Raw genomic sequence first — 21,341 nt, forward strand, 5'->3', positions numbered from 1 at the left:
AAGCTATTTCACATAAAAATAGTTTATTAAATACATATATTTAGATTTATAAAAGCTATTAACGATACAACCATAGCAAATAGCAATCGTCGCAAAAAATTTACTTTTTATTTCTTCCAAAATTGCCACCTGCTACGTTTCGGTCGCTTTTCTTCAATACACACCAATCCCTTGAGTGCTTCATTATTGATGCTGTCATACATTTTTAAATACTCAGGATTCAGCTGTTCTCCGATATATTCAGGCGTATACGCTGTACAAAGTTTTCATAATGAACGCTCATACCATTTTTCTGCAACGTCTAAATCTGCATTAAAATAGAGCCCTTTTTCATATATATCCAATCTTGCATTCTGCATACGGGTCTTTCTGATCCGCCGCTTTCTGAATCCAATACACCGTTTCCTCTAAATTTTTTTCGGTATAGAAACCATTTAAATACCAATAACCCACTTGATACTGTGTGGAAGCTTCACCCTTTTGCGCATTCAGTAAGAACAGTTTAAAAAATAATTGTTTGGCTTCATCTAAATGTAAAAGGAATCAATTTTTCGGATCTGATCATTAATCTGATCAATTGAGTAATCCCTTGCGTTTTTAAGAAAATATTGTGCCTGCTGCAATGGGTTGTCTTCTGTAAAGGACGCGATTAATTGCATTGCTTCTACCCGCATCTCATCTGTCCCACTAATCCGGGCATCCAGTACCACATTTAAATGTTTTCGAGCCAATTTGAAGTCTTGATCAACACCTCGTCCCTCTAAATACATACAACCCAAACTTAAATCTGCCGCTATGACCTGACCTGCTACTTGTTGATATAGTTCAATTGCCATATCTAAATCCAGCGGTACACCTAAACCATACTCATACTTATCTGCTAAATTATTGATCGCGACTAGATTCCCCAAATCGGCAGATTTTGGTTTTAGCAAGCTCCCAAACTTTCATAATGGCTCAATCAAATTGATAAAACTCACCACTTTGATTGAGCCAGATAACCACATCACCCGCGCGAATCTCTTCTCCGCTTTTATACTGTAATGACATAATTCACCTTATTTTTTATTGTATATTTCCCCTGCGCAGTTTTTACCCAAAAAAAAGCCCGCATAATGCGGACTTTTTCAATAACTTTCAAAGACTAAGCGGATTTCTTCGCTTGTGCATTTTTACGGATCGTAATCATGATCAATTGCACTGCTGCAGGTGTTACCCCTGGAATACGATTTGCTTGAGCTAATGTTTCAGGACGCACATCTTTCAATTTTAAAGTAATTTCACGAGATAATCCAGAAACGACATCATAATTAAAATCGGCAGGAATTTTAGTTTCTTCCAAACGCTTCATTTGTGCAACGTCTTCATGCTGACGGTTAATATAACCTGCGTATTTCACCGCGATTTCAATTTGATCACCCACTTGTGCAGACACTTCTGAACCTGTGAGTTCTGCAATTTGAGCAAACGAAATATTCGGGCGTTTTAACAAATCAATCGCTGAGCACTCTTTCGATAAATCTGCACCCGTCATTTCGACAAACTTTTTGCCCATCGGGTTGTTTGGTGCCGCCCAAAGGTGTTGTAAACGGCCTGTTTCCAACTCAACTGCTTCCATTTTTTCACAGTAAGCAGCCCAACGCTCGTCATCTACCAAGCCCATTTCACGACCCACTGGCGTTAAACGTTGATCCGCATTGTCTTCACGTAACATCAAACGATATTCGGCACGTGAAGTAAACATACGGTATGGTTCTTTCGTGCCTAGCGTAATCAAGTCATCCACCAACACACCCATATAGGCTTCATCACGTTTTGGTGTCCACTGCTCTTGATCCCACGCACGACGCGCAGCATTTAAGCCTGCAAGCAAGCCTTGCGCACCCGCTTCTTCATAACCCGTTGTACCATTAATCTGACCCGCAAAGTACAAGTTATTGATGGCTTTGGTTTCTAAAGTAAACTTTAACGCTTGTGGGTTGAAGTAATCGTACTCGATGGCATAGCCCGGACGTAAAATGTGCGCATTTTCCATCCCGCGAATTGAACGAACCAACTCAAACTGCACATCAAATGGCAATGAAGTTGAAATACCATTTGGATAAAGCTCATGTGTATCTAGGCCTTCAGGCTCTAAGAATACTTGGTGTGAGTCTTTATCAGCAAAGCGGTGAATTTTGTCTTCAATAGATGGACAGTAACGTGGACCCACGCCTTCAATAACACCAGTATACATCGGTGAACGATCTAAACCGCCACGGATGATGTCATGGGTTTTTTCATTGGTGTGTGTGATATAGCAGTTGACTTGTTCAGGGTGCATAGATGCATCACCCATGAAAGACATGGTCGGTGATGGGAAATCACCTGGCTGCGGAATCATCACAGAAAAATCAACTGAACGCGCATCAATACGTGGTGGCGTACCTGTCTTTAAACGTCCCACTGGCAAATTCAATTCACGTAAACGGTGAGCCAATGAAATTGAAGGTGGATCGCCTGCACGGCCACCGCTTGATTTTTCAAGCCCTACGTGAATTACCCCCCCCAAGAAGGTTCCTGCTGTGAGTACCACTGTTTTTGCATCAAAGCGAATCCCCATTTGGGTCACAACACCTTTTACGGTATCACCATCAACAATTAGGTCATCTGCCGCTTGTTGGAAAATATCGAGATTAGCTTGGTTTTCTAAGGTGTCACGAATTGCAGCTTTATAACGAATACGGTCTGCCTGTGCACGCGTTGCACGAACGGCTGCACCTTTACGTGAGTTTAGGATACGGAACTGAATCCCCCCTTTGTCGGCAGCCAATGCCATTGCACCGCCCAAGGCATCAATCTCACGTACTAAATGCGATTTACCAATACCACCAATCGCTGGATTACAGCTCATCTGCCCTAAAGTCTCAATATTGTGAGTTAAGAGTAAAGTCTGTCGCCCCATACGTGCCGCAGCCAATGCTGCTTCTGTACCTGCGTGACCGCCGCCGATAACAATGACATCGTAAACTTTAGGATAATGCATAGTGGTAAGGAGATTAAAAAATGATAACGAAAGATTATAGCAAATTTTCAATTGTAAGTTGACTGCTTCCGTAGAATTTATTGTATATGCCATCAACGTATTAGACCGTTCAAAGCTAATTTTATGTAAGTTGACTTGCAGTACAATAGCAAAAAATCAACAAATGAATCGTTTTGTTACCTGAAAAGCCTTGTATTAATTTGATCATTTTTTATTCTATAAATTGATCATACAACAACCAAAGGTAAACATTATGAATAAGAAGATTCTTTTTTCATCCATTCTCTGCGGTTTATTATTTTCACCTTTTGTATCTGCCAATGACAAGGTCGAAAAAGTTTATGATAGCCAACGCTATCAACAAGTATGTAAAGGTAAATCTCAAGGAACAGCCGTCAGTTTTGCTTACCGTGGCATTATTTGGAATGGTACTTGTGAACCTCAATTTTTCCCGAGCTCAAAAAACGCCAACATTCATGGTGATGAGGCTGAATTAACCAGCATCTGCCACGGTGATCCTAAAGCAATGTCCATTAATATTGAAGGTAAAGAAATTAAAGGTAAATGTGCACTCGGATTTAGCGCACCAAAACCTAAAATGTAGATTAAGCCACTAAAATCAAGTTGTTTCACTAGGGTAAAAAATCGTCTTTTTTACCCTTTTTTTGCGTCTTGTAAATTATTGGATTCGGTATACACTCAAGCAAAGATGAAAAATAAAAACCAATAAAAAAGGGATTCCATGGATTCGGAATTATTTACTGTTTTTTTGCCTTTGACCTTGGCATTGATGATGATGGGATTGGGTTTACACCTACGACCCGTTGATTTTTATCGCCTCGCACAATACCCCAAAGTGATTTTTATTGCCTTATTTTCACAGTTAGTGCTACTGGTGGGCATTGCATTCCTCATTTGTAATTTTTTAAATTTATCTCCTATTTTTTCTATTGGCTTAATGCTTGTTGCAGCGTCACCCGGTGGGCCAACATCAACTATCATGACCTATTTATTTAAAGGAGATATTGCACTCAATATCACCTTAACTGCGGCTAACTCAGTCATCGCGACATTTACCCTGCCGTTTATTCTTAATCTCTCCATGATATATTTTTTGCAAACAGCTCAACCCATTGATATACCTGCAACAAAAATCGCAAAAGTCTTTTTCCTGACTTTAGTTCCAGTCAGTACTGGGATGTGTTTACGTTATTTTCTTCCAAAATTTGCCATACGACTACACCACCCTATGCGAATATTATCGCTTAGCTGCTTATTTTTTATTTTTTTCATTGCTTTATATCTAGAACGACACAATCTGATTCAATATATTTTTGAAGTTGGACCAGCAATTGCGTTATTTTGTTTCAGTAGCATGTTCATTGGTTTTTTTATACCTCACATTTCCAATATTACAGAAAAACAAGCATTAACCTGCTCATTTGAGATCACAATTCATAATACAGCGCTTGCGATTACTGTTGCACTGTCAGTATTGGGTAATACAGCCATGGCAATTCCTGCGGGAATTTATTCTATTTTCATGTTTGTTTTTGCCACCCTCTTTGGCTTATTGGTATCACAAAAAAAAGACCGTTTATTTTTCAAAAGGCAAAACTTAATAGACTAATTTCACAGCCGTTATTAATAATGATTTTAAGGAGAAAATAAGCGAATGGATTCTAGTATTATTACCATTTTTTTACCTATTGCACTTGCTATTGTTATGGCAGGTTTAGGTTTAGAGTTAACCCCAAATGACTTTAAGCGAGTTAGCAAACATCCTAAGGCTGTTCTTTTGGCATTGTTCTGTCAGCTCGTCATTTTGACCAGTATCGCGTTTGTCATTTGTAAAGTTTTGACATTACCCCCATTACTCGCAGTTGGACTCATGCTACTCGCAGCTTCTCCAGGTGGACCAACAGCAAACTTATTTAGCTATTTATATAAAGGAGACATTGCTCTCAATATCACCCTCACCGCAGTTAACTCAATTATTGCTGCATTCACCTTACCTTTAATTGTCAACTTTGCAATTCAACATTTTATGAATGATGGTCAACATGTGGGCTTACAGTTCTCTAAAGTCATACAAGTCTTTCTTATCATTATTATCCCCGTGTGCTTAGGGATGCTGGTTCGGTATTTCAGACCTGAACTCGCCGATAAACTAAATAAACCCGTTCGAATATTTTCTGTGGTATTTTTAATCATCATCATTATTGGCGCGGTGGCTAAAGAGCGAAGCAATATCATGCAATATATTGGTGATGTAGGCCTAGCTACTGTTCTGTTCTGCATCTGTAGTTTAGTTATCGGTTATTTTGTTCCTCGTCTTTTTGGTATCAGTAGTACTCAAGCACGTGCTTGTGCCTTTGAAATTGGTATTCATAACAGTACTCTTGCCATGACGATTGCACTGACGGTAATGGCGAGTACGACCATTGCAATGCCCGCAGCTGTTTATTCTATATTTATGTATATCTTTGCTGCTATCTTTGGAACATTGCTCAACCGTTATGCTCCTTCCGTTCAACCCAGTATAGAACAAGCCCCAAATTAATGTTGTGCATAAGGATGCTTCGGCATCCTTTTTTATTTTGAGGAATGCTGTCGAACTGCGCACCGTTCCGCTACAATATTTATTTATACATAAATATTAGGTTATTCCTGTGAAGTGGTTACAAATTCATATTACGGTTGATCAAGCGCAAGTCGATTTTACTGAAACCCTTTTAGAATCGTTGGGTGCAGTCAGTGTCACATTAGATGATGCAGAAAACCAAGACTTACTTGAACCACTTCCTGGTGAAACACCACTTTGGAATAAAGTTATTGTAACGGGTATATATGCGCAAGAAGACGACGAAGAAATTGATGTAAACGCATTAGAAACTTTTATTCGTACTCAAATGCCTGATGCACCGATGCGTAGCGAATTTCTTGAAGATCAAGAATGGGAACGCACATGGATGGATGCCTACGAACCAATTCAAATTGCTGACAAGTACTGGATCGTTCCTGAATGGATGGACGCACCAGAGCCTGATGCGGTCAACATTAAACTCGATCCAGGTTTAGCGTTTGGTACAGGTAACCATGCCTCTACATTCCTTTGCCTTCAATGGCTAGGTAAAACCGATGTTAAAGACAAAATCGTGATCGACTACGGCTGTGGTTCAGGTATTTTGGGTGTTGCCGCTTTATTGTTAGGTGCAAAGAAAGTCTACGCAACCGATATTGATCCGCAAGCTGTTTTAGCTACGGAACAAAATGCACTATTGAATGGTGTTTCTGAAAACCTATATGTCGGCTTACCAGATGAGTTCAATTTAGAGCTAGCTGACCAAAAAGCAGATGTTTTTGTTGCCAACATTTTAGCAGGGCCTCTCATGATGTTAGCGCCACAGTTCGCAACTTTAATTAAATCTGAGGGAGAGTTCGCACTTGCAGGTGTAATTGAAGAGCAAGTTTCTGATGTTTCTAGTGTTTATTCTGAATTTTTTGATATATTAGAGGTCGAAAAACGCGATGAAAACTGGTGCCGAATTTCGGGTAAACGCCACACCCTTTAAATGAACCACTAAAACACTATGAGCGACAAACAAACATCTTGCCCAAAATGCTTAACTATCTATAAAGTAAGTGTTGCACAACTGACCGTTGCACAAGGTATGGTTTGTTGCCCAAAGTGCTCAATGACCTTTAATGCCCTTTCACATTTGACGACGGGTCATGCGGTTAATGAGAATGAGGAAAAAGCGTCGAATTTGAATAACTATTTAGAGCCTTCAAATCCAGCGCTTTCATCCACTCATATCGACAGTATCCATTTTGATCTATCACAATCTGCTGCTCTTTCGATGACCACAGCGAACTTGCTCGATATTTTCAATTTGAAAATTGAACATTCCAACATTGATCTCAAAACCTATTTAAATAATTTAAATTACTTTAGTACCGATCCAATTGGTAACTATCCTGCGATGAACTTAGCTGAGCATAGTCCAGCTAAACCGCCAAAACGTCCCATGTATTATGTGCTTTGGGGAATGATCAATTTTGGTTTATTGGCACTATTGTGCTTTCAATATTTATGGTTTAACCCACATATCATTAATAACAGCCCAGCATTGGGTGCAACATATAACAAAGTTTGTCTTGTACTGAATTGTAGTAGCCTTCAGGAACGCTACAGCCTCATCAGTATTAATAAGTTAAAAGTTAAAAGTACAGGCTCACAGGAAACCCAGTTTTCAGGGGAGCTCATCAACTACCATGAAACGAGCTTACCTTTGCCGATCATCAAAGTGATCTTAAAAGAAGATGGTGAAATAGATTCAACTTATCAATTGCATTCCAATGACTATTTGATCGACAGTCTAGTTGGAATTAAGCGGATTCCTAAAAATAGTCCATTCAAATTCAAATTTAGCCTGCCAGTAAGCCGTAAAAGCTTCAATCATTACAGTTTAGAAATAGTCCAGCCCTAAAATTTAAAAAAAATGTAAAAAAAGTGAAAAAAAATGCAGTTTTCTTGCTCACTTTTTCTTAGACAATGGTATGATACGCGCCACGAAAGCTTAGTGCTGCAATCTCCTCAGTCTTTTAATACAAATAGAACATCAGCTAAAATACGCGTTATCCAAATATCGCGTATCGAGCAGATTTTTTTTGTTTAAAAAAGGTCAGTAACAAATATTTAACTATTGTTACGCTTATATTTCGACCAACTTAGCGATATTGTGGCATGCTAAATGTACAGTTTTAGAACTACTCGTTTTAGGATCTAAAACGAAGTTCATTTTAATTTTAGACCACTTTATATATGTCACTTTACCCAAGTGATATTTAGATTTTTCGGATTAATTCGCATGAATAGCAAATCTCCTATTTTTACTGCACAGTCTGATGTCGCTCTTCGTATTCACGTAGATCGCGCAGTTCGCCACTATTTTGCACAATTGCAAGGCGAGCAACCATCTCAGGTCTACGACATGGTGCTAGCAGAAATGGAGAAACCTCTTCTATCTGTAGTTTTAGAATATACCCGCGGTAACCAAACACGTGCTGCGGAGATTCTAGGTCTTAACCGTGGCACTTTGCGTAAAAAGTTGAAAGCTCACGGTTTAATGAGTGAATAAATGATAAAATGCTTGCGGCTTCCGCGGGCATTTTTTTTACCTGCTATTTTTGGCTTTTTTGTTTTAATTCTTGATAACTGTGACGAAGATCATGACCATTAAACGCGCTTTAATCTCTGTTTCCGATAAAACTGGCATTGTTGAGTTCGCTCAAAACCTTGTAGCTCTTGGGGTAGAAATTTTATCTACTGGCGGTACATATAAGTTGTTAAAAGACAACAATATCGCTGTAGTCGAAGTTTCAGAGCATACGGGTTTCCCAGAAATGATGGATGGTCGTGTAAAAACGCTACACCCGAAAATTCATGGTGGTATCTTAGCTCGTCGCGGTCTAGACGAAGCTGTGATGGCTGAACACAACATTGATGCGATTGATCTTGTGGTTGTGAACCTTTATCCATTTGCTGCAACTGTAGCTAAACCAAATTGCTCACTTGCAGATGCGATTGAAAATATCGACATTGGTGGCCCAACTATGGTTCGCGCTGCAGCAAAAAACCATGCGTCTGTGGGGATTGTAGTTAATGCTACAGACTACGACACTGTTGTTGCTGAGCTAAAAGCAAATGGTGCTTTGTCTTATGAAACTCGTTTTGATTTAGCCGTTAAGGCATTTGAGCATACAGCACAATATGACGGCATGATTGCTTCTTACCTAGGCGCTCGTGTAGGCAAGGAAGAAGGTCAAGCAGACAAGTTTGCACGTACTTTTAATACACAGTTAAATAAAGCTCAAGACTTGCGTTATGGTGAAAACCCGCATCAATCAGCAGCATTCTATGTAGAAAGCACAGCAACTGAAGCTTCTGTTTCAACAGCGAAACAACTGCAAGGTAAAGAACTATCTTATAACAACATTGCAGATACAGATGCCGCACTTGAATGTGTGAAATCATTTGCAAAACCTGCTTGTGTTATTGTTAAACACGCAAACCCTTGTGGCGTTGCGGTGTCTTTAGATGGTATTCAAGCAGCATACGACTTGGCTTATGCAACTGACCCTGAATCAGCTTTTGGCGGCATCATTGCATTCAACCGTGAATTAGACGTTGCAACTGCACAAGCCATTGTAGATCGTCAGTTTGTTGAAGTTATCATTGCACCGAGCATCGCTGAAGGCGTGCTTGAAGTCACTGGTGCAAAGAAAAATGTTCGTGTACTCGTTTGTGGTGAATTACCAGCAATTGACGCACGCCAAGCTCAACTTGACTATAAACGCGTCAATGGTGGCTTATTGGTTCAAGACCAAGACTTAGGTATGATCACCAAAGATGACCTAAAAGTTGTGACCAAACGCGCACCAACTGAAGCTGAAATTGATGATTTGATCTTCGCTTGGAAAGTTGCGAAATACGTGAAATCAAATGCCATTGTTTATGCTAAAGGTCGTCAAACCATTGGTGTAGGCGCAGGTCAAATGAGCCGTGTTAACTCAGCGCGTATTGCTGCGATTAAAGCCGAACATGCCGGTTTAGTGGTTGAAGGTGCGGTTATGGCATCGGATGCATTCTTCCCGTTCCGTGATGGTATTGATAATGCAGCGAAAGCAGGCATTAAATGTATTATCCAACCGGGCGGTTCTATGCGTGACGAAGAAACCATTGCTGCTGCGGATGAAGCAGGCATTGCGATGGTCTTTACTGGTATGCGTCACTTCCGTCATTAATTGATTAGAAGTCATATTTATTAATCCCCCTAAATCCCCCTTTGTAAAAAGGGGGACTTTTCACGTAAGAAACCTTGGTTTTCATGCGTGATCCCTTCCCTTTTTTAAAGGGAGGTCGGGAGGGATTCTTTTCTTTGAGGGATTTTTAGATGAACATTTTAGTTTTGGGTAATGGCGGTCGTGAACATGCATTGGCATGGAAAATCGCACAAGATGAGAAAGTTGCAAAAGTATTTGTAGCTCCTGGTAATGCAGGTACAGCGACAGAAAATAAATGTGAAAATGTTGCGCTTAACATTTTAGACAACCCTGCAATTATCGACTTTGCAAAAAATAATGCGGTAGATTTGATTATTGTTGGTCCAGAAGCACCACTTGTAAATGGTGTAGTGGATGCTTGCCGCGCGGCAGAGCTTCAAATTTGGGGCCCAACTCAATTTGCTGCTCAGTTAGAAGGCTCGAAAGCTTTTGCTAAGCACTTCTTAAAACGCCACAACATTCCTACTGCGTTCTACGATGTATTTACTGAAGTCGATGCAGCGAAAGCTTTTGTTGAAAAAAATGGCGCACCGATTGTGATCAAGGCTGATGGTCTTGCTGCGGGTAAAGGCGTGATTGTAGCCATGACCAATCAAGAAGCTTTTGATGCAATTGATGATATGTTAGCGGGCAACAAATTTGGTGATGCAGGTTCCCGTGTTGTAATTGAACAGTTCCTTGCAGGTGAAGAAGCCTCTTTCATTTGTATGATTGATGGTGACAACATTTTACCAATGGCAACGTCACAAGACCATAAGCGCATCTTTGAAGGTGATCAAGGTCCAAACACAGGTGGTATGGGCGCTTACTCGCCTGCTCCTGTGGTGACTGCCGATGTCTTTGACAAAGTCATGAAGGAAGTGATGCGTCCAACAGTTGATGGTATGAAAGCCGATGGTCATATCTATACAGGCTTCTTATACGCAGGCTTGATGATTGATGATGCGGGTCAACCACGTGTGATCGAATTCAACTGCCGTTTTGGTGACCCTGAAACTCAACCGATTATGATGCGTTTACAATCATCTTTGGTTGAATTAGTAGAAGCAGGTATTGCAGGAAAGCTTCCAGAAGAAGCACAGTGGGATGACCGTAAAACGGTCGGTATCGTACTGGCATCTAAAGGCTACCCTGAAACATCAAGCAATGATGATGTGATTTCAGGTTTAGATACACAAATGACCGATGCTAAAGTGTTCCATGCTGGCACGAAGGCCAATGAAAATGGCGAGATCGTGACTGCTGGTGGTCGTGTACTCTGCGTAACTGCGCTAGGGAATACAATCGGTGAAGCACAAGCCAAAGCTTTAGAACTTTGCCAAAAAGTAACTTTTGAGGGTGTTCAATATCGTAAAGATATTGGTTACCGCGCGATTGCTCGTGAAAATGCTTAATTTCAACTGAGTCAGTTAAGTTAAAAACCCGCATAATAATGCGGGTTTTTTTATTGATCTTGATTTCTCAGCTTTTTCAACTGACGCGGTGCCACACCAAACCAATTTTTACAAGCACGACTTAAAGCAGATTGTTCAGAAAAACCCAATACTGAAGCAATTTGGCTCATTGATGCTTTTGAGTCGGCTAAATATTGTAGTAATAATTGCTGTCTAAGTTTATCTCGGATCTGTTCGAAACTTGTGCCCTCTTCATCTAATTTACGTTGTAAGCTTCGCGGGTGCATCGCAAGCATACACGCAATATCCGTTTTATTGGCTTTAGGTCCAGACAAATGAATACGTATCGCATGTTGTACGCGATCACTCAATGAACCCTGATGACTGCGAAAGCTCCGCTCAAGATAACTATCCACAATTTCACGTAGACCATGATCAATACTAGCCAAAGTAATATTCAACATATCTTTATGTAAAAATAAGGCTGCATGTTGTTGGTTCTCAAGCACATCTGTATGAAAAAAACGCTTATACGTACTTAAAGGCGCGATTGGACTATGTGGTAATGTCACCTTCAGTGGCTGATATTGTTCACCACTTAAATAGCGCATAACACGATGACATACGGCAAGCCCAAGATCCATAGACTGGCGTTTACTCAAAATAGGAGTCGAATCATTTAGCTGTATATCAAAAACGATTGCAACAATATCCGCATGTGGCTCAAATAAATCGGCGGCAATGGCTTCATTAATATATAGCCGCAATGCCGAACCATGAAGAAACAATAAATCTGAACTGTACTTAATCACTTCTCGCAGTGTAGAAGCACTCTGTAAAATTAGCCCGAGCACACCTAAAATACCAATGTCTTGATACTGGGAAATACGTAAGCCAAAATCAGGACAATGGGTCTGCTGTGCACTATCCTCTAAAAGCTGAATCATTGCAGCGTGTGATATCCACGCATTATCATCTTGTAATTGCCCAAGTTGAATACCATATTTTTCCAATAACGGTATTGGGTCTATTCCCAATTGTTGCATAAGATCCAAGTATCCCCGTAAACCGGAACTATGCACCATGTCATCATGGATATTTTTATGGCGTAAAACCGCGAGCGAATCTTCCTGATTCATTCCAACAATTCCTGTCTCAACAAGTCAAAAAATAGACTCATTCTGTCAAGTTAACATATAAATGTCTCGGCAGAATAGCTCCAATGAACATTTTATTGCTTCATTGATACTGTATATCAAGCAAATAAAATATTGTCCTAAAAATGTAGCTCATGGATATGAAAACTACATTCATCATTAAAGACAAAAAAGGAAAATAGAATGAATTTTAAAAATGTCACTGTTGCAGGTAGTGGTGTACTCGGCTATCAAATTGCATTTCAAACCGCATTTCACGGCTTTAAAGTCAGCGTTTATGACATCAATGATGAAGTGCTTGGCAAAGCCAAAGCCAAATTTTTTGAATTATGTGAATGCTATAAACGTGATCTCAATGCAACCCAAGATCAACTCGACAATACATTTAACAATCTTAGTTATCATTCGAACCTTGCCGAAGCAGTCAAAGATGCAGACCTTGTGATTGAAGCTGTACCAGAGGATCCAGCTATTAAACGGGATTTTTATGAAAAATTAAGCCAAGTTGCACCTGAAAAAACTATTTTTGCAACCAACACGTCGACGTTATTGCCAAGCGAATTTGCTGAAGTGACTGGACGCCCAGCAAAGTTTTTAGCCTTGCATTTTGCTAATATGATTTGGGTGAATAATATGGCTGAAATTATGGGACATGCATCTACAGATCTTAGCGTCTTCAACCAGTTAGTTGAATTTTCCAAAGCGATTGGAATGTTACCACTGCCAATTTACAAAGAACAATCTGGCCATCTCCTCAACTCAATGCTGGTTCCGTTTTTAATTTCAGCACTGGACCTTTGGATAAATGAAGTGTCTGATCCACAAACCGTAGATAAAGCATGGATGAAGTCATTTGGTTCACCCAAAGGTCCGTTTGCAATCTTAGACATTATTGGCATTAACACAGTATATAACGTTGCAAAATTGCATGCCGATACCAACCCACTGATGGCACGTCTCATGGATCGACTGCAAACAGAATTTATTGAGCCTGGTCACCTCGGTATGCCAACAGGACAGGGTTTTTATAGTTATCCGAATCCAAATTATGAATCTAAAACCTTTTTACAGTAATTTGAGTTTTTAGCCTTAACCGCCTATGGCTATTCTAGGATAGTCGTAGGCAATACCAACGAATATGCTCGATTCTCCTGTCTTCACTACTATCTAAGAATAAACAGCGATAGGCTCAGTTTTTGCATTGACTCAAATACTCAAACAAACCTAATCATAAGCATTGAACTGCTTACATCTTTATAATTTCATCTGATTCAGCCTTTCAATCGCAGAAATATCCGCATTCTCGTCCGACACTTTATTCAGCTTATATCTATTTTTTGTATTTAGTTTAGATAAAATCTTATAAAGAACAAAATTTAAACAAACCATTATTTTTTAATAGTTTAATTAAAAATAATATATTGTTTTCACTATAAAAATATAAAGTACCGCGCCATTGCTAATCTTAAAATCAGATAAGTATTAAATTTTTATGCTCTATATCGAATATTACTTTGTTGATATGATGTGCAAAATTTAACGATTGAGCATATATGTTACTCGTTATTTGAAAAGCATCATTTTTTAAATATGAAGGAAACATATACGACTGATATAGCATTGCAAGCTTGCAAAACACACATTACAGTCTTATGCATCAAATCAGGAATGTCTGATTTAAAATCAATTAATCTCTCTATAGTTCAGGTAAGTGATACCTCATTTGGATGCTTACTCGGGAAGAAAAAATGAAAAAAATTCTAGGAATTGCACTGGGTTTATCTGTTGTTTTAACAGGTTGTAGTAAACCTGAAGCACCTGCAACAGATGCAGCTAAAAAGGATACAGCAACCACTGCTGAGCAAACAGTAACTATCGCATCGACAGGGTCTGATGCGGACATTTGGCGCTATATTGCAACTTTGCCAGAAACCAAAGAAGCAGGTTTAAAATTAGACATTAAAAACTTCACTGACTATGTTGCAATGAACACCGCTGTTGCAAACAATGAAGTCGATGTCAACGCATTCCAATCTTATGCTTATTTGGTTGCCTACAACGAAGCAAACACAGCGAAGATTGCTCCGCTTTCTACCACCTACCTAGAGCCAATGGGTATTTACTCAAGCAAAGTAAAAACACTGGCTGAATTTAAAAATGGTGCAACGATTGCGATTCCAAATGACGGTGCGAACGAATCACGTGCATTGTTATTATTACAATCTGCGGGTCTTGTGAAGTTAAAAAATGACTTTGACTTTGTGAAAGGTACATCTCAAGACATCGTTGAAAACAACAAAGCACTTGTCATTAAGCCTATTCAAATGGCAACGGCTGTACGTGTGAAAGACGAAGTTGATGCAATTGTGTTGGGGAATACCCTTGCAATGGAAGGTGGTCTAAACGTATTGAAAGATGCGATTTACTATGAGCCAATCGACCAAACCACGAAAATGAACGTCAACGTTCTTGCTGTGGCTGAAGCGCGTCAAAACGACCCTGTACTGAAAAAAGTTGGTGAGCTTTACCATGTCGCTGCAGTAGGCAAATATGTTCAAGAGCATTTTGGTGGCACAAAAATTGATGTGAACAAGCCAGTAAGCTACCTTACTCAAGCTAAATAGTAATATAATCAAATCAACGAAACAGGCAAAGTCTCTTTGCCTGTTTTTTCATTTTTGTGTAGTTTTTGACGATATGATTCAATTTAAAAACATTTCAAAGCACTATCAGCTAAAAGGCCAAACCATTCCTGCACTGGACCAAATCAATTTGGACATCCCAGAAGGCAGTATTTTTGGCATTATTGGCTATAGTGGTGCAGGTAAAAGTACCCTCATTCGATTGATCAATTTACTTGAACGCCCAACCCAAGGCCAAGTAATTATCAATCAAAAAGACTTTACTGCATTAGATGCAAAAGCATTACGTCAAGAACGTGCAAATATTGGCATGATTTTCCAGCATTTCAATTTACTGCAGACCAAAACTGTTGCAGCCAATATTGAAATGCCAATGAAACTTTTAGGTTATAGCAAAGCTGAACGTGAAAAACGTTTAAATGAGCTACTTGAGTTTATTGACCTCAAGCATAAAAAAGAAGCTTATCCAGACGAGCTCTCGGGTGGTCAAAAACAACGTGTCGGTATTGCTCGTGCGCTTGCCAACCATCCTAAAATTTTACTTTGTGATGAAGCAACTTCTGCACTAGACCCACAAACCACCAAGTCGGTCTTAGACTTGCTCAAAAAAATCAATCAAGAGCAAGGCATTACCATCGTCATGGTGACGCATGAGATGGATGTGATTCAAAGCATCTGCTCACATGTGGCCGTGATGGAACTCGGCAAAGTAGTTGAAACAGGCAAAACGGTAGACTTATTTAGTCGCCCGCAACATGCAACAACACAGAATTTTATCCAAACCATTTTGCATCAACAGTTACCGATTAAACTGCTGAATAATTTGGAACATAAGCACCATCACAGTATTTATCGCTTACAGTTCCTTGGTCAGTCTGCACATGAAACTGTGATTCAAAATTTAATTAAACAGTTTGATATTAGTCTCAATATCCTATTTGCCAACATGATTGAAATTGATGGCAATGTGATTGGCCAAATGTTTGTTCAGTTATTAGGGGATGAAACTTTAATTACTGAAGCAGTGGAGTTTTTAAAACAGCATGGTGTGGCTGTTGAGCAATCAGGAGAACTGGCATGAGAGATTTAATTGTCCAGTGGTTAACTCAAATTACCGCGCCGTTTTGGAAAAGTTCACTATCTATTGATCAGTTCATTACCGCTTTGCAAGAAACCTTTCACATGGTGTTTTTTGCAATGCTATTTGGCTGTATTTGGGGCTTTATTCAGGCCATCATTTTATTGGTGACACGCCCAGATGGTATTTTGCCCAACAAAGCGATTTATCACATTCTTAACCCGATTGTGAATGCCCTGCGCTCTCTACCCTTTATTATCTTGCTCATTGCAGTTCTACCTTTAACTAAACTGATCGTAGGCACCTCGATTGGCACGTGGGCGGCAATTGTTCCTCTTACGATCTATGTTGGACCCTATATTGGTCGTTTGGTCGAAACGTCATTGCTTGAAGTGAATGAAGGAATTATCGAATCTGCTCAAGCAATGGGCGCAACGCCACTACAAATCATTTTTAAGTTTATTTTACCTGAAGCACGTAGTTCACTGATTTTGAACTTAACCACAGCCACGATTAGCTTAATTGGCGCAACCGCGATGGCTGGTGCAGTAGGTGCAGGTGGTATTGGTGACCTTGCTATTTCTTATGGTTATCAACGTTTTGATACTAGTGTTGTAATACTCACGGTGATTGTGCTGTTGATCATGGTACAAATTGTACAATCCGTTGGGGATTGGTTGTCTAAACTGCGTTAACAAAATTAAGCTCTCAATATTGAGAGCTTTTTTTCAGATTTAAATTTTATATAATGACAACACAAAGAATTCAAAATTACGACTTTAAAATCATCACCATGAAAACACCCATTTTATTTCTAAGTATAAGTCTTTTGCCGATACTCAGTCATGCAGTGCCAAATACGTATGACTACGTCACCAGTGTGAAAGTGAATCAGGTCGAACTGAATGCCCCTGTGACAGCACATCAAGTCAGTCAATTATTCGCTCAATCGAATGGAAAAGTCAGCAAACAATATGCCGAATGTACAGGTAACTATGAATACAGTACTGCAAATGCCCAATACAAAACCCTAAAGTTTGAGATTTTTAACGAAGATAATCCCAAGATTCAGACTGAAAAATTCTATAAAGACAAAGCGAATTTCAAACAACTCGGACAAATCAAAGGCCGTGTTTGGCTTGACTGGAAAAGCACTCAAGCGATGAGCGAAAACATACGCGTACAAAATATTCAGATCACGTCGAATTATACTTTGCAGCAATTTAAACAAGACTTTAAATACAGTGCACACGGCATGGCAGCATCAGGTGAAGCTCAAGTTCTGCTCTTACAGCCCAGTGAAATCAAAGCTTTTTTGAAAGAACCACAAGACTTTGCCCCACCCTACACGGCTTATCTCAACTTTAGTTTTAAAAATGGACGGCTAAACAGTTTTGCCATTCAGCAAGCGGTGGCCTGCTAAAATCTTTTTATGCCAAGAACAAGGACTGACATTGCCTTTTCTAAGTTGTTTTGAACTTACTGACAATAAAATATACAGTCCAAACGCTACATGCTATTAAATTTTGCCAATTCATTTGAATCGCACTCAGAATGAAGGCAGAGCATGTTAAACTATTTAGCGGTTTTTGCAGGGACTCACTTATGCACTTTGTACATCTTGGTATTCATACAGAATTTTCAATCACAGAATCAATTGTACGTATACCTGATTTAGTCAAAGCTGCTAAGGCAGAAGGTATGCCAGCCCTTGCCATTACTGACCTATCTAACTTACATGCTGCTGTAAAGTTTTATGGTAAATGCTTAGATAATGGCATCAAACCAATTATGGGTTCAGAAGTTCGTTTGAACGATGCTGAACATCGCGTAACTTTATTGGCGATGAGCAATGTTGGCTGGCGTAATCTAACCGAACTGGTTTCCGAGGGTTTTATCAGCGGTCAACAGCTTGATATTCCTTGCGTTGCAAAAGACTGGATTTTAGCGCAAAACCACGACCTGATTGCTCTACTTGGCATGCAATCTGATGTCGGCAAAATGCTCTGTACATCAAATCCGCAAAAAGCTGAACCTTTACTCGAAGAATGGATTGCAAAGTTCGGCAATCGTGTTTATTTGGCCCTATGCCGAACAGGCCGTTCAGGCGAAGAAGACTTCAACTATGAAGCCTTAAAACTGGCTAAAAAATATAATATAGGTGTAGTTGCGCACAACGATGTGCATTTCATGAAAGAAATGGACTTTGAAGCACACGAAGCCCGAGTCTGTATTGCCGATGGTTATGTATTAGGGGATAACCGCCGACCAAAAAATTACTCTCCAGAGCAATATTTTAAATCTGGCCAACAAATGGCGGAATTATTTGCAGACATTCCCTCTGCAATTGAAAATACTTATCAGATTGCCAAACGTTGTAACGTTACCCTGCAATTAGGTAAATACTTCCTGCCTGACTACCCTATTCCTGAAGGCCATACCATTGACACCTACTTTGCACATTTATCTAAAGAAGGTTTAGAAGAGCGTTTAGACTTTTTATATCCACCAGAAACACGTGATGAATACTGGCCTGAAAAACGTAAAGAATATGATGATCGTTTAGAGTATGAAATCGGGACCATTCTTAAAATGGGTTTCCCGGGCTACTTCTTGATTGTCATGGACTTTATCCAATGGTCCAAAGGTAATGGCGTGCCCGTTGGTCCAGGCCGTGGTTCAGGTGCAGGTTCGTTGGTTGCCTACAGCTTAAAAATTACAGATCTCGACCCTCTCCCATACGGGCTACTTTTTGAACGCTTCTTAAACCCAGAACGTGTTTCAATGCCCGACTTCGACGTCGATTTTTGTATTGCTGGTCGTGACCGTGTCATTGACTATGTGGCGCGTACCTATGGACGCGATGCAGTATCACAAATTGCCACTTTCGGTACCATGGCAGCCAAAGGTGCTATTCGTGATGTGGCACGTGTCTTGGGTAAATCCTATGGTTTGGCAGACCGAATCTCAAAAATGATTCCGACCAAACCTTTAGGTTTAAGCCTCGAAGAGTCGATTGAAGCAGAGCCACAACTTAAAGACATTGTCACCAATCCATCCAACCCAGACAATGACGATGCGGCTGAAATTTGGGAAATGGCATTAAAACTCGAAGGCATTACCCGTAACACAGGTAAACACGCAGGTGGCGTGGTCATTTCCCCGACTAAAATTACCGACTTTTCTGCCGTGCTGTGTGACGCAGATGGTACAGGCCGTGTTGCGCAGTATGATAAAGACGACGTTGAATCTGCTGGTCTAGTAAAGTTCGACTTCTTGGGTCTACGTAACTTAACGGTTATTGAAGATGCCGTGAAGAATATCAATAAGCGCATTAAGCTCGATGTGCCTTTAGACATTGCCTTCATTCCGCTTGACGACAAAGATGCATACCTCATCTTTGCCAATGCCAACACTACAGCCGTCTTCCAGTTTGAATCCGTGGGCATGAAAAAAATGCTCAAGGAAGCACGTCCAAGCAAATTTGAAGAAATTATCGCCTTCGTATCCCTTTACCGTCCAGGCCCGATGGACCTGATTCCGGACTTTATCCACCGTATGCATGGTGGTGAGTTTGAATATCTCCATCCCCTACTTGAAGGTGTACTTGAACCGACTTACGGCATTATGGTTTACCAAGAACAGGTGATGCAGGCAGCACAGTATTGTGCGGGCTATAGCTTAGGTGGTGCGGACTTACTACGTCGTGCGATGGGTAAGAAAAAGCCCGAAGAAATGGTCAAACAGCGCCAAATTTTCACGGAAGGTGCAGCCAAAAAAGACATTGATGAAGCAACTGCCAACCATATCTTTGACTATATGGAAAAGTTCGCAGGTTATGGCTTTAACAAATCACATGCCGCAGCTTATGCATTGGTTGCCTATCAAACCGCATGGCTCAAAGCGCATTATCCAGCTGAATTCTTAGCAGCAGTGATGTCATCGGAAATGCAAAACACCGATAACGTGGTGTTCTTGATTGATGACTGTCGACACAATGATATAGATGTATTGCCACCTTCGGTCAATATGTCTATCTATCAATTCCATGCTTCGGACGACAAAACGATCGTCTATGGACTCGGTGCAATTAAAGGCGTCGGTGAAGCCGCGATGCAGTCAGTCATTGACTCGCGTATCCAAGATGGGCCGTATCGTGACTTGTTTGATTTCTGCCATCGTATTGATCTGAAAAAAATCAATAAACGGACTTTAGAAGCATTAATTCGCTCAGGTGCTTTGGACTGCCTCGGCATTGAGCGCTCCAGTTTAATGGCGCAACTTCCAGAAGCAGTACAAGCGGCGGAGCAAGCTCGCTCAAACCGTGAAACAGGCATCATGGACTTGTTTGGTGAGGTTGAAGAAGTACAGCGTAAACCTGCCAAACCTGTGAAACCGTGGTCAGATGAAGTCCGTCTCAAAGGTGAAAAAGACACCTTAGGTTTGTATTTAACTGGTCACCCAATTGATGTATACCGTGCAGAGCTGAAAGCATTTATTCCAAATAAAATCAATGAACTCACCCCTACACGTCGTGGGGTAACCACTGTTTTTGCTGGTCTTGTAGTCGATGTAGCCAACTTTCCAAACCGAATGATGGTCACCTTAGATGATGGTACCTCCCGAATTGAAGTCTCTGCGAATCATGAACGCTTTATGCGTTTTAAAGACATCATTCAAAATGAAAAAGTGGTGGTGATTGAAGGTGAAATTTACGAGCGTGAAGGCTTTGACCGTCCAATGGGACGCTTGACCAAAGCATTTACCCTAAATGAAATTCGCCAAAAACGTGCCAACTGTATTCAAATTCGCCTTGACCCAACGCATAGTACAAAAGCACTGAACCAAGATTTGAAAAATATTCTTGCACCCTTCTGTAATGTCGATATGTGTAATCACATTCCGCTACAATTACTGTTGGACTACCCGTATGCCACGGCTGAATTGCACTTAGGGATCAATTGGAAAGTGGCACCGCTAGATGAACTGCTGTCTAAACTTCGTGACTATTTTGGTAAAGAAAATCTTCATGTGGAATATCAAGTCAAATCTAAAGCTGCCAAAGCGGTCAGCTATGAAGAAGCCAAACCAGTAGATGTACCACCGCCACCTGCGGATATGAGCATGGATGATGCCATGGACTTATATCAGGCTGAAGTCGGTCAGTTCTCTTAAATATTTTCAAATTTTAAAATT

The 21,341-nt window shown here is 40.3% G+C and carries 18 protein-coding genes; 14 read left to right on the forward strand and 4 right to left on the reverse strand.

Features of this window, described 5'->3' with window-relative positions:
• Positions 1–330: 330 nt before the first annotated feature.
• The 3 genes from GBI16_RS18925 to mnmG all read right to left on the reverse strand — a co-directional run bounded on the left by GBI16_RS18925 (position 331) and on the right by mnmG (position 3,025).
• On the reverse strand, positions 331–453 hold the full coding sequence (locus tag GBI16_RS18925) for an SEL1-like repeat protein (protein ID WP_228146949.1): 123 nt from the start codon (positions 451–453) through the stop codon (positions 331–333).
• A gap of 74 nt (positions 454–527) precedes the next feature.
• Positions 528–935, reverse strand: coding sequence for a tetratricopeptide repeat protein (locus GBI16_RS18930; protein ID WP_228267829.1), 408 nt, complete (start codon positions 933–935; stop codon positions 528–530).
• 209 nt (positions 936–1,144) lie between these two features.
• Complete coding sequence (mnmG, locus tag GBI16_RS08865; protein WP_086207745.1) at positions 1,145–3,025, reverse strand: tRNA uridine-5-carboxymethylaminomethyl(34) synthesis enzyme MnmG; 1,881 nt, start codon at positions 3,023–3,025, stop codon at positions 1,145–1,147.
• A gap of 253 nt (positions 3,026–3,278) precedes the next feature.
• Between mnmG and GBI16_RS08870 the strand changes: the two genes are divergently transcribed.
• The 8 genes from GBI16_RS08870 (at position 3,279) to purD (ending at position 11,268) form a co-directional block, all read left to right on the forward strand.
• A complete protein-coding gene (locus tag GBI16_RS08870) occupies positions 3,279–3,629 on the forward strand; it encodes a hypothetical protein (protein ID WP_086207746.1) in 351 nt (116 codons plus the stop codon).
• 138 nt (positions 3,630–3,767) lie between these two features.
• On the forward strand, positions 3,768–4,655 hold the full coding sequence (locus GBI16_RS08875; protein ID WP_086207747.1) for a bile acid:sodium symporter family protein: 888 nt from the start codon (positions 3,768–3,770) through the stop codon (positions 4,653–4,655).
• 45 nt (positions 4,656–4,700) lie between these two features.
• On the forward strand, positions 4,701–5,588 hold the full coding sequence (locus GBI16_RS08880; protein ID WP_151706930.1) for a bile acid:sodium symporter family protein: 888 nt from the start codon (positions 4,701–4,703) through the stop codon (positions 5,586–5,588).
• A gap of 109 nt (positions 5,589–5,697) precedes the next feature.
• Positions 5,698–6,600 carry a 50S ribosomal protein L11 methyltransferase gene (prmA, locus tag GBI16_RS08885; protein ID WP_086207749.1) on the forward strand — a complete coding sequence of 301 codons (903 nt, stop codon included), beginning with the start codon at positions 5,698–5,700 and terminating at the stop codon, positions 6,598–6,600.
• Between the two features lie 18 nt (positions 6,601–6,618).
• Positions 6,619–7,518 carry a DUF3426 domain-containing protein gene (locus tag GBI16_RS08890; RefSeq protein ID WP_086207750.1) on the forward strand — a complete coding sequence of 300 codons (900 nt, stop codon included), beginning with the start codon at positions 6,619–6,621 and terminating at the stop codon, positions 7,516–7,518.
• 381 nt (positions 7,519–7,899) lie between these two features.
• Positions 7,900–8,169 (forward strand): DNA-binding transcriptional regulator Fis, encoded by a 270-nt coding sequence (gene fis, locus GBI16_RS08895; protein WP_001086304.1) that lies wholly within the window; start codon positions 7,900–7,902, stop codon positions 8,167–8,169.
• 91 nt (positions 8,170–8,260) lie between these two features.
• A complete protein-coding gene (purH, locus tag GBI16_RS08900; RefSeq protein WP_086207751.1) occupies positions 8,261–9,835 on the forward strand; it encodes a bifunctional phosphoribosylaminoimidazolecarboxamide formyltransferase/IMP cyclohydrolase in 1,575 nt (524 codons plus the stop codon).
• A gap of 149 nt (positions 9,836–9,984) precedes the next feature.
• Positions 9,985–11,268 (forward strand): phosphoribosylamine--glycine ligase, encoded by a 1,284-nt coding sequence (gene purD / locus GBI16_RS08905; protein ID WP_151706931.1) that lies wholly within the window; start codon positions 9,985–9,987, stop codon positions 11,266–11,268.
• 50 nt (positions 11,269–11,318) lie between these two features.
• Here the strand turns inward: purD and GBI16_RS08910 are convergent, their stop codons facing one another.
• Positions 11,319–12,407 (reverse strand): AraC family transcriptional regulator, encoded by a 1,089-nt coding sequence (locus GBI16_RS08910; RefSeq protein WP_086207753.1) that lies wholly within the window; start codon positions 12,405–12,407, stop codon positions 11,319–11,321.
• Between the two features lie 201 nt (positions 12,408–12,608).
• On the opposite strand from GBI16_RS08910, the gene GBI16_RS08915 reads away from it, so the two are divergent.
• The 6 genes from GBI16_RS08915 to dnaE all read left to right on the forward strand — a co-directional run bounded on the left by GBI16_RS08915 (position 12,609) and on the right by dnaE (position 21,320).
• Positions 12,609–13,499 carry a 3-hydroxyacyl-CoA dehydrogenase gene (locus tag GBI16_RS08915; protein WP_086207754.1) on the forward strand — a complete coding sequence of 297 codons (891 nt, stop codon included), beginning with the start codon at positions 12,609–12,611 and terminating at the stop codon, positions 13,497–13,499.
• A gap of 674 nt (positions 13,500–14,173) precedes the next feature.
• Positions 14,174–15,049: a MetQ/NlpA family ABC transporter substrate-binding protein gene (locus GBI16_RS08920; RefSeq protein WP_151706932.1), complete on the forward strand. Its 876-nt coding sequence runs from the start codon at positions 14,174–14,176 to the stop codon at positions 15,047–15,049.
• Between the two features lie 73 nt (positions 15,050–15,122).
• Complete coding sequence (locus tag GBI16_RS08925; RefSeq protein WP_086207756.1) at positions 15,123–16,148, forward strand: methionine ABC transporter ATP-binding protein; 1,026 nt, start codon at positions 15,123–15,125, stop codon at positions 16,146–16,148.
• Positions 16,145–16,840 carry a methionine ABC transporter permease gene (locus GBI16_RS08930; protein ID WP_086207757.1) on the forward strand — a complete coding sequence of 232 codons (696 nt, stop codon included), beginning with the start codon at positions 16,145–16,147 and terminating at the stop codon, positions 16,838–16,840. Before GBI16_RS08925 ends, GBI16_RS08930 begins: the two co-directional genes overlap by 4 nt.
• Before the next feature lie 98 nt (positions 16,841–16,938).
• Positions 16,939–17,568 (forward strand): hypothetical protein, encoded by a 630-nt coding sequence (locus GBI16_RS08935; protein WP_086208235.1) that lies wholly within the window; start codon positions 16,939–16,941, stop codon positions 17,566–17,568.
• Positions 17,569–17,750: 182 nt separating this feature from the next.
• Entirely contained in the window at positions 17,751–21,320 is a 3,570-nt protein-coding gene (dnaE, locus tag GBI16_RS08940) for a DNA polymerase III subunit alpha (RefSeq protein ID WP_151706933.1), read from the forward strand.
• The last annotated feature ends 21 nt before the right edge of the window (positions 21,321–21,341 follow it).

It is taken from the genome of Acinetobacter sp. TUM15064 (assembly GCF_008980265.1).
GTDB lineage: Bacteria > Pseudomonadota > Gammaproteobacteria > Pseudomonadales > Moraxellaceae > Acinetobacter.

Bases quoted from the DNA above. Each gene is read 5' to 3' on its own strand.
- mnmG (WP_086207745.1), bottom strand. From the start codon at position 3,025: ATGCATTATCCTAAAGTTTACGATGTCATTGTTATCGGCGGCGGTCAC.
- GBI16_RS08870 (WP_086207746.1), top strand. From the start codon at position 3,279: ATGAATAAGAAGATTCTTTTTTCATCCATTCTCTGCGGTTTATTATTT.
- GBI16_RS08875 (WP_086207747.1), top strand. From the start codon at position 3,768: ATGGATTCGGAATTATTTACTGTTTTTTTGCCTTTGACCTTGGCATTG.
- GBI16_RS08880 (WP_151706930.1), top strand. From the start codon at position 4,701: ATGGATTCTAGTATTATTACCATTTTTTTACCTATTGCACTTGCTATT.
- GBI16_RS08890 (WP_086207750.1), top strand. From the start codon at position 6,619: ATGAGCGACAAACAAACATCTTGCCCAAAATGCTTAACTATCTATAAA.
- fis (WP_001086304.1), top strand. From the start codon at position 7,900: ATGAATAGCAAATCTCCTATTTTTACTGCACAGTCTGATGTCGCTCTT.
- purH (WP_086207751.1), top strand. From the start codon at position 8,261: ATGACCATTAAACGCGCTTTAATCTCTGTTTCCGATAAAACTGGCATT.
- purD (WP_151706931.1), top strand. From the start codon at position 9,985: ATGAACATTTTAGTTTTGGGTAATGGCGGTCGTGAACATGCATTGGCA.
- GBI16_RS08910 (WP_086207753.1), bottom strand. From the start codon at position 12,407: ATGAATCAGGAAGATTCGCTCGCGGTTTTACGCCATAAAAATATCCAT.
- GBI16_RS08915 (WP_086207754.1), top strand. From the start codon at position 12,609: ATGAATTTTAAAAATGTCACTGTTGCAGGTAGTGGTGTACTCGGCTAT.
- GBI16_RS08920 (WP_151706932.1), top strand. From the start codon at position 14,174: ATGAAAAAAATTCTAGGAATTGCACTGGGTTTATCTGTTGTTTTAACA.
- GBI16_RS08925 (WP_086207756.1), top strand. From the start codon at position 15,123: ATGATTCAATTTAAAAACATTTCAAAGCACTATCAGCTAAAAGGCCAA.
- GBI16_RS08930 (WP_086207757.1), top strand. From the start codon at position 16,145: ATGAGAGATTTAATTGTCCAGTGGTTAACTCAAATTACCGCGCCGTTT.
- GBI16_RS08935 (WP_086208235.1), top strand. From the start codon at position 16,939: ATGAAAACACCCATTTTATTTCTAAGTATAAGTCTTTTGCCGATACTC.
- dnaE (WP_151706933.1), top strand. From the start codon at position 17,751: ATGCACTTTGTACATCTTGGTATTCATACAGAATTTTCAATCACAGAA.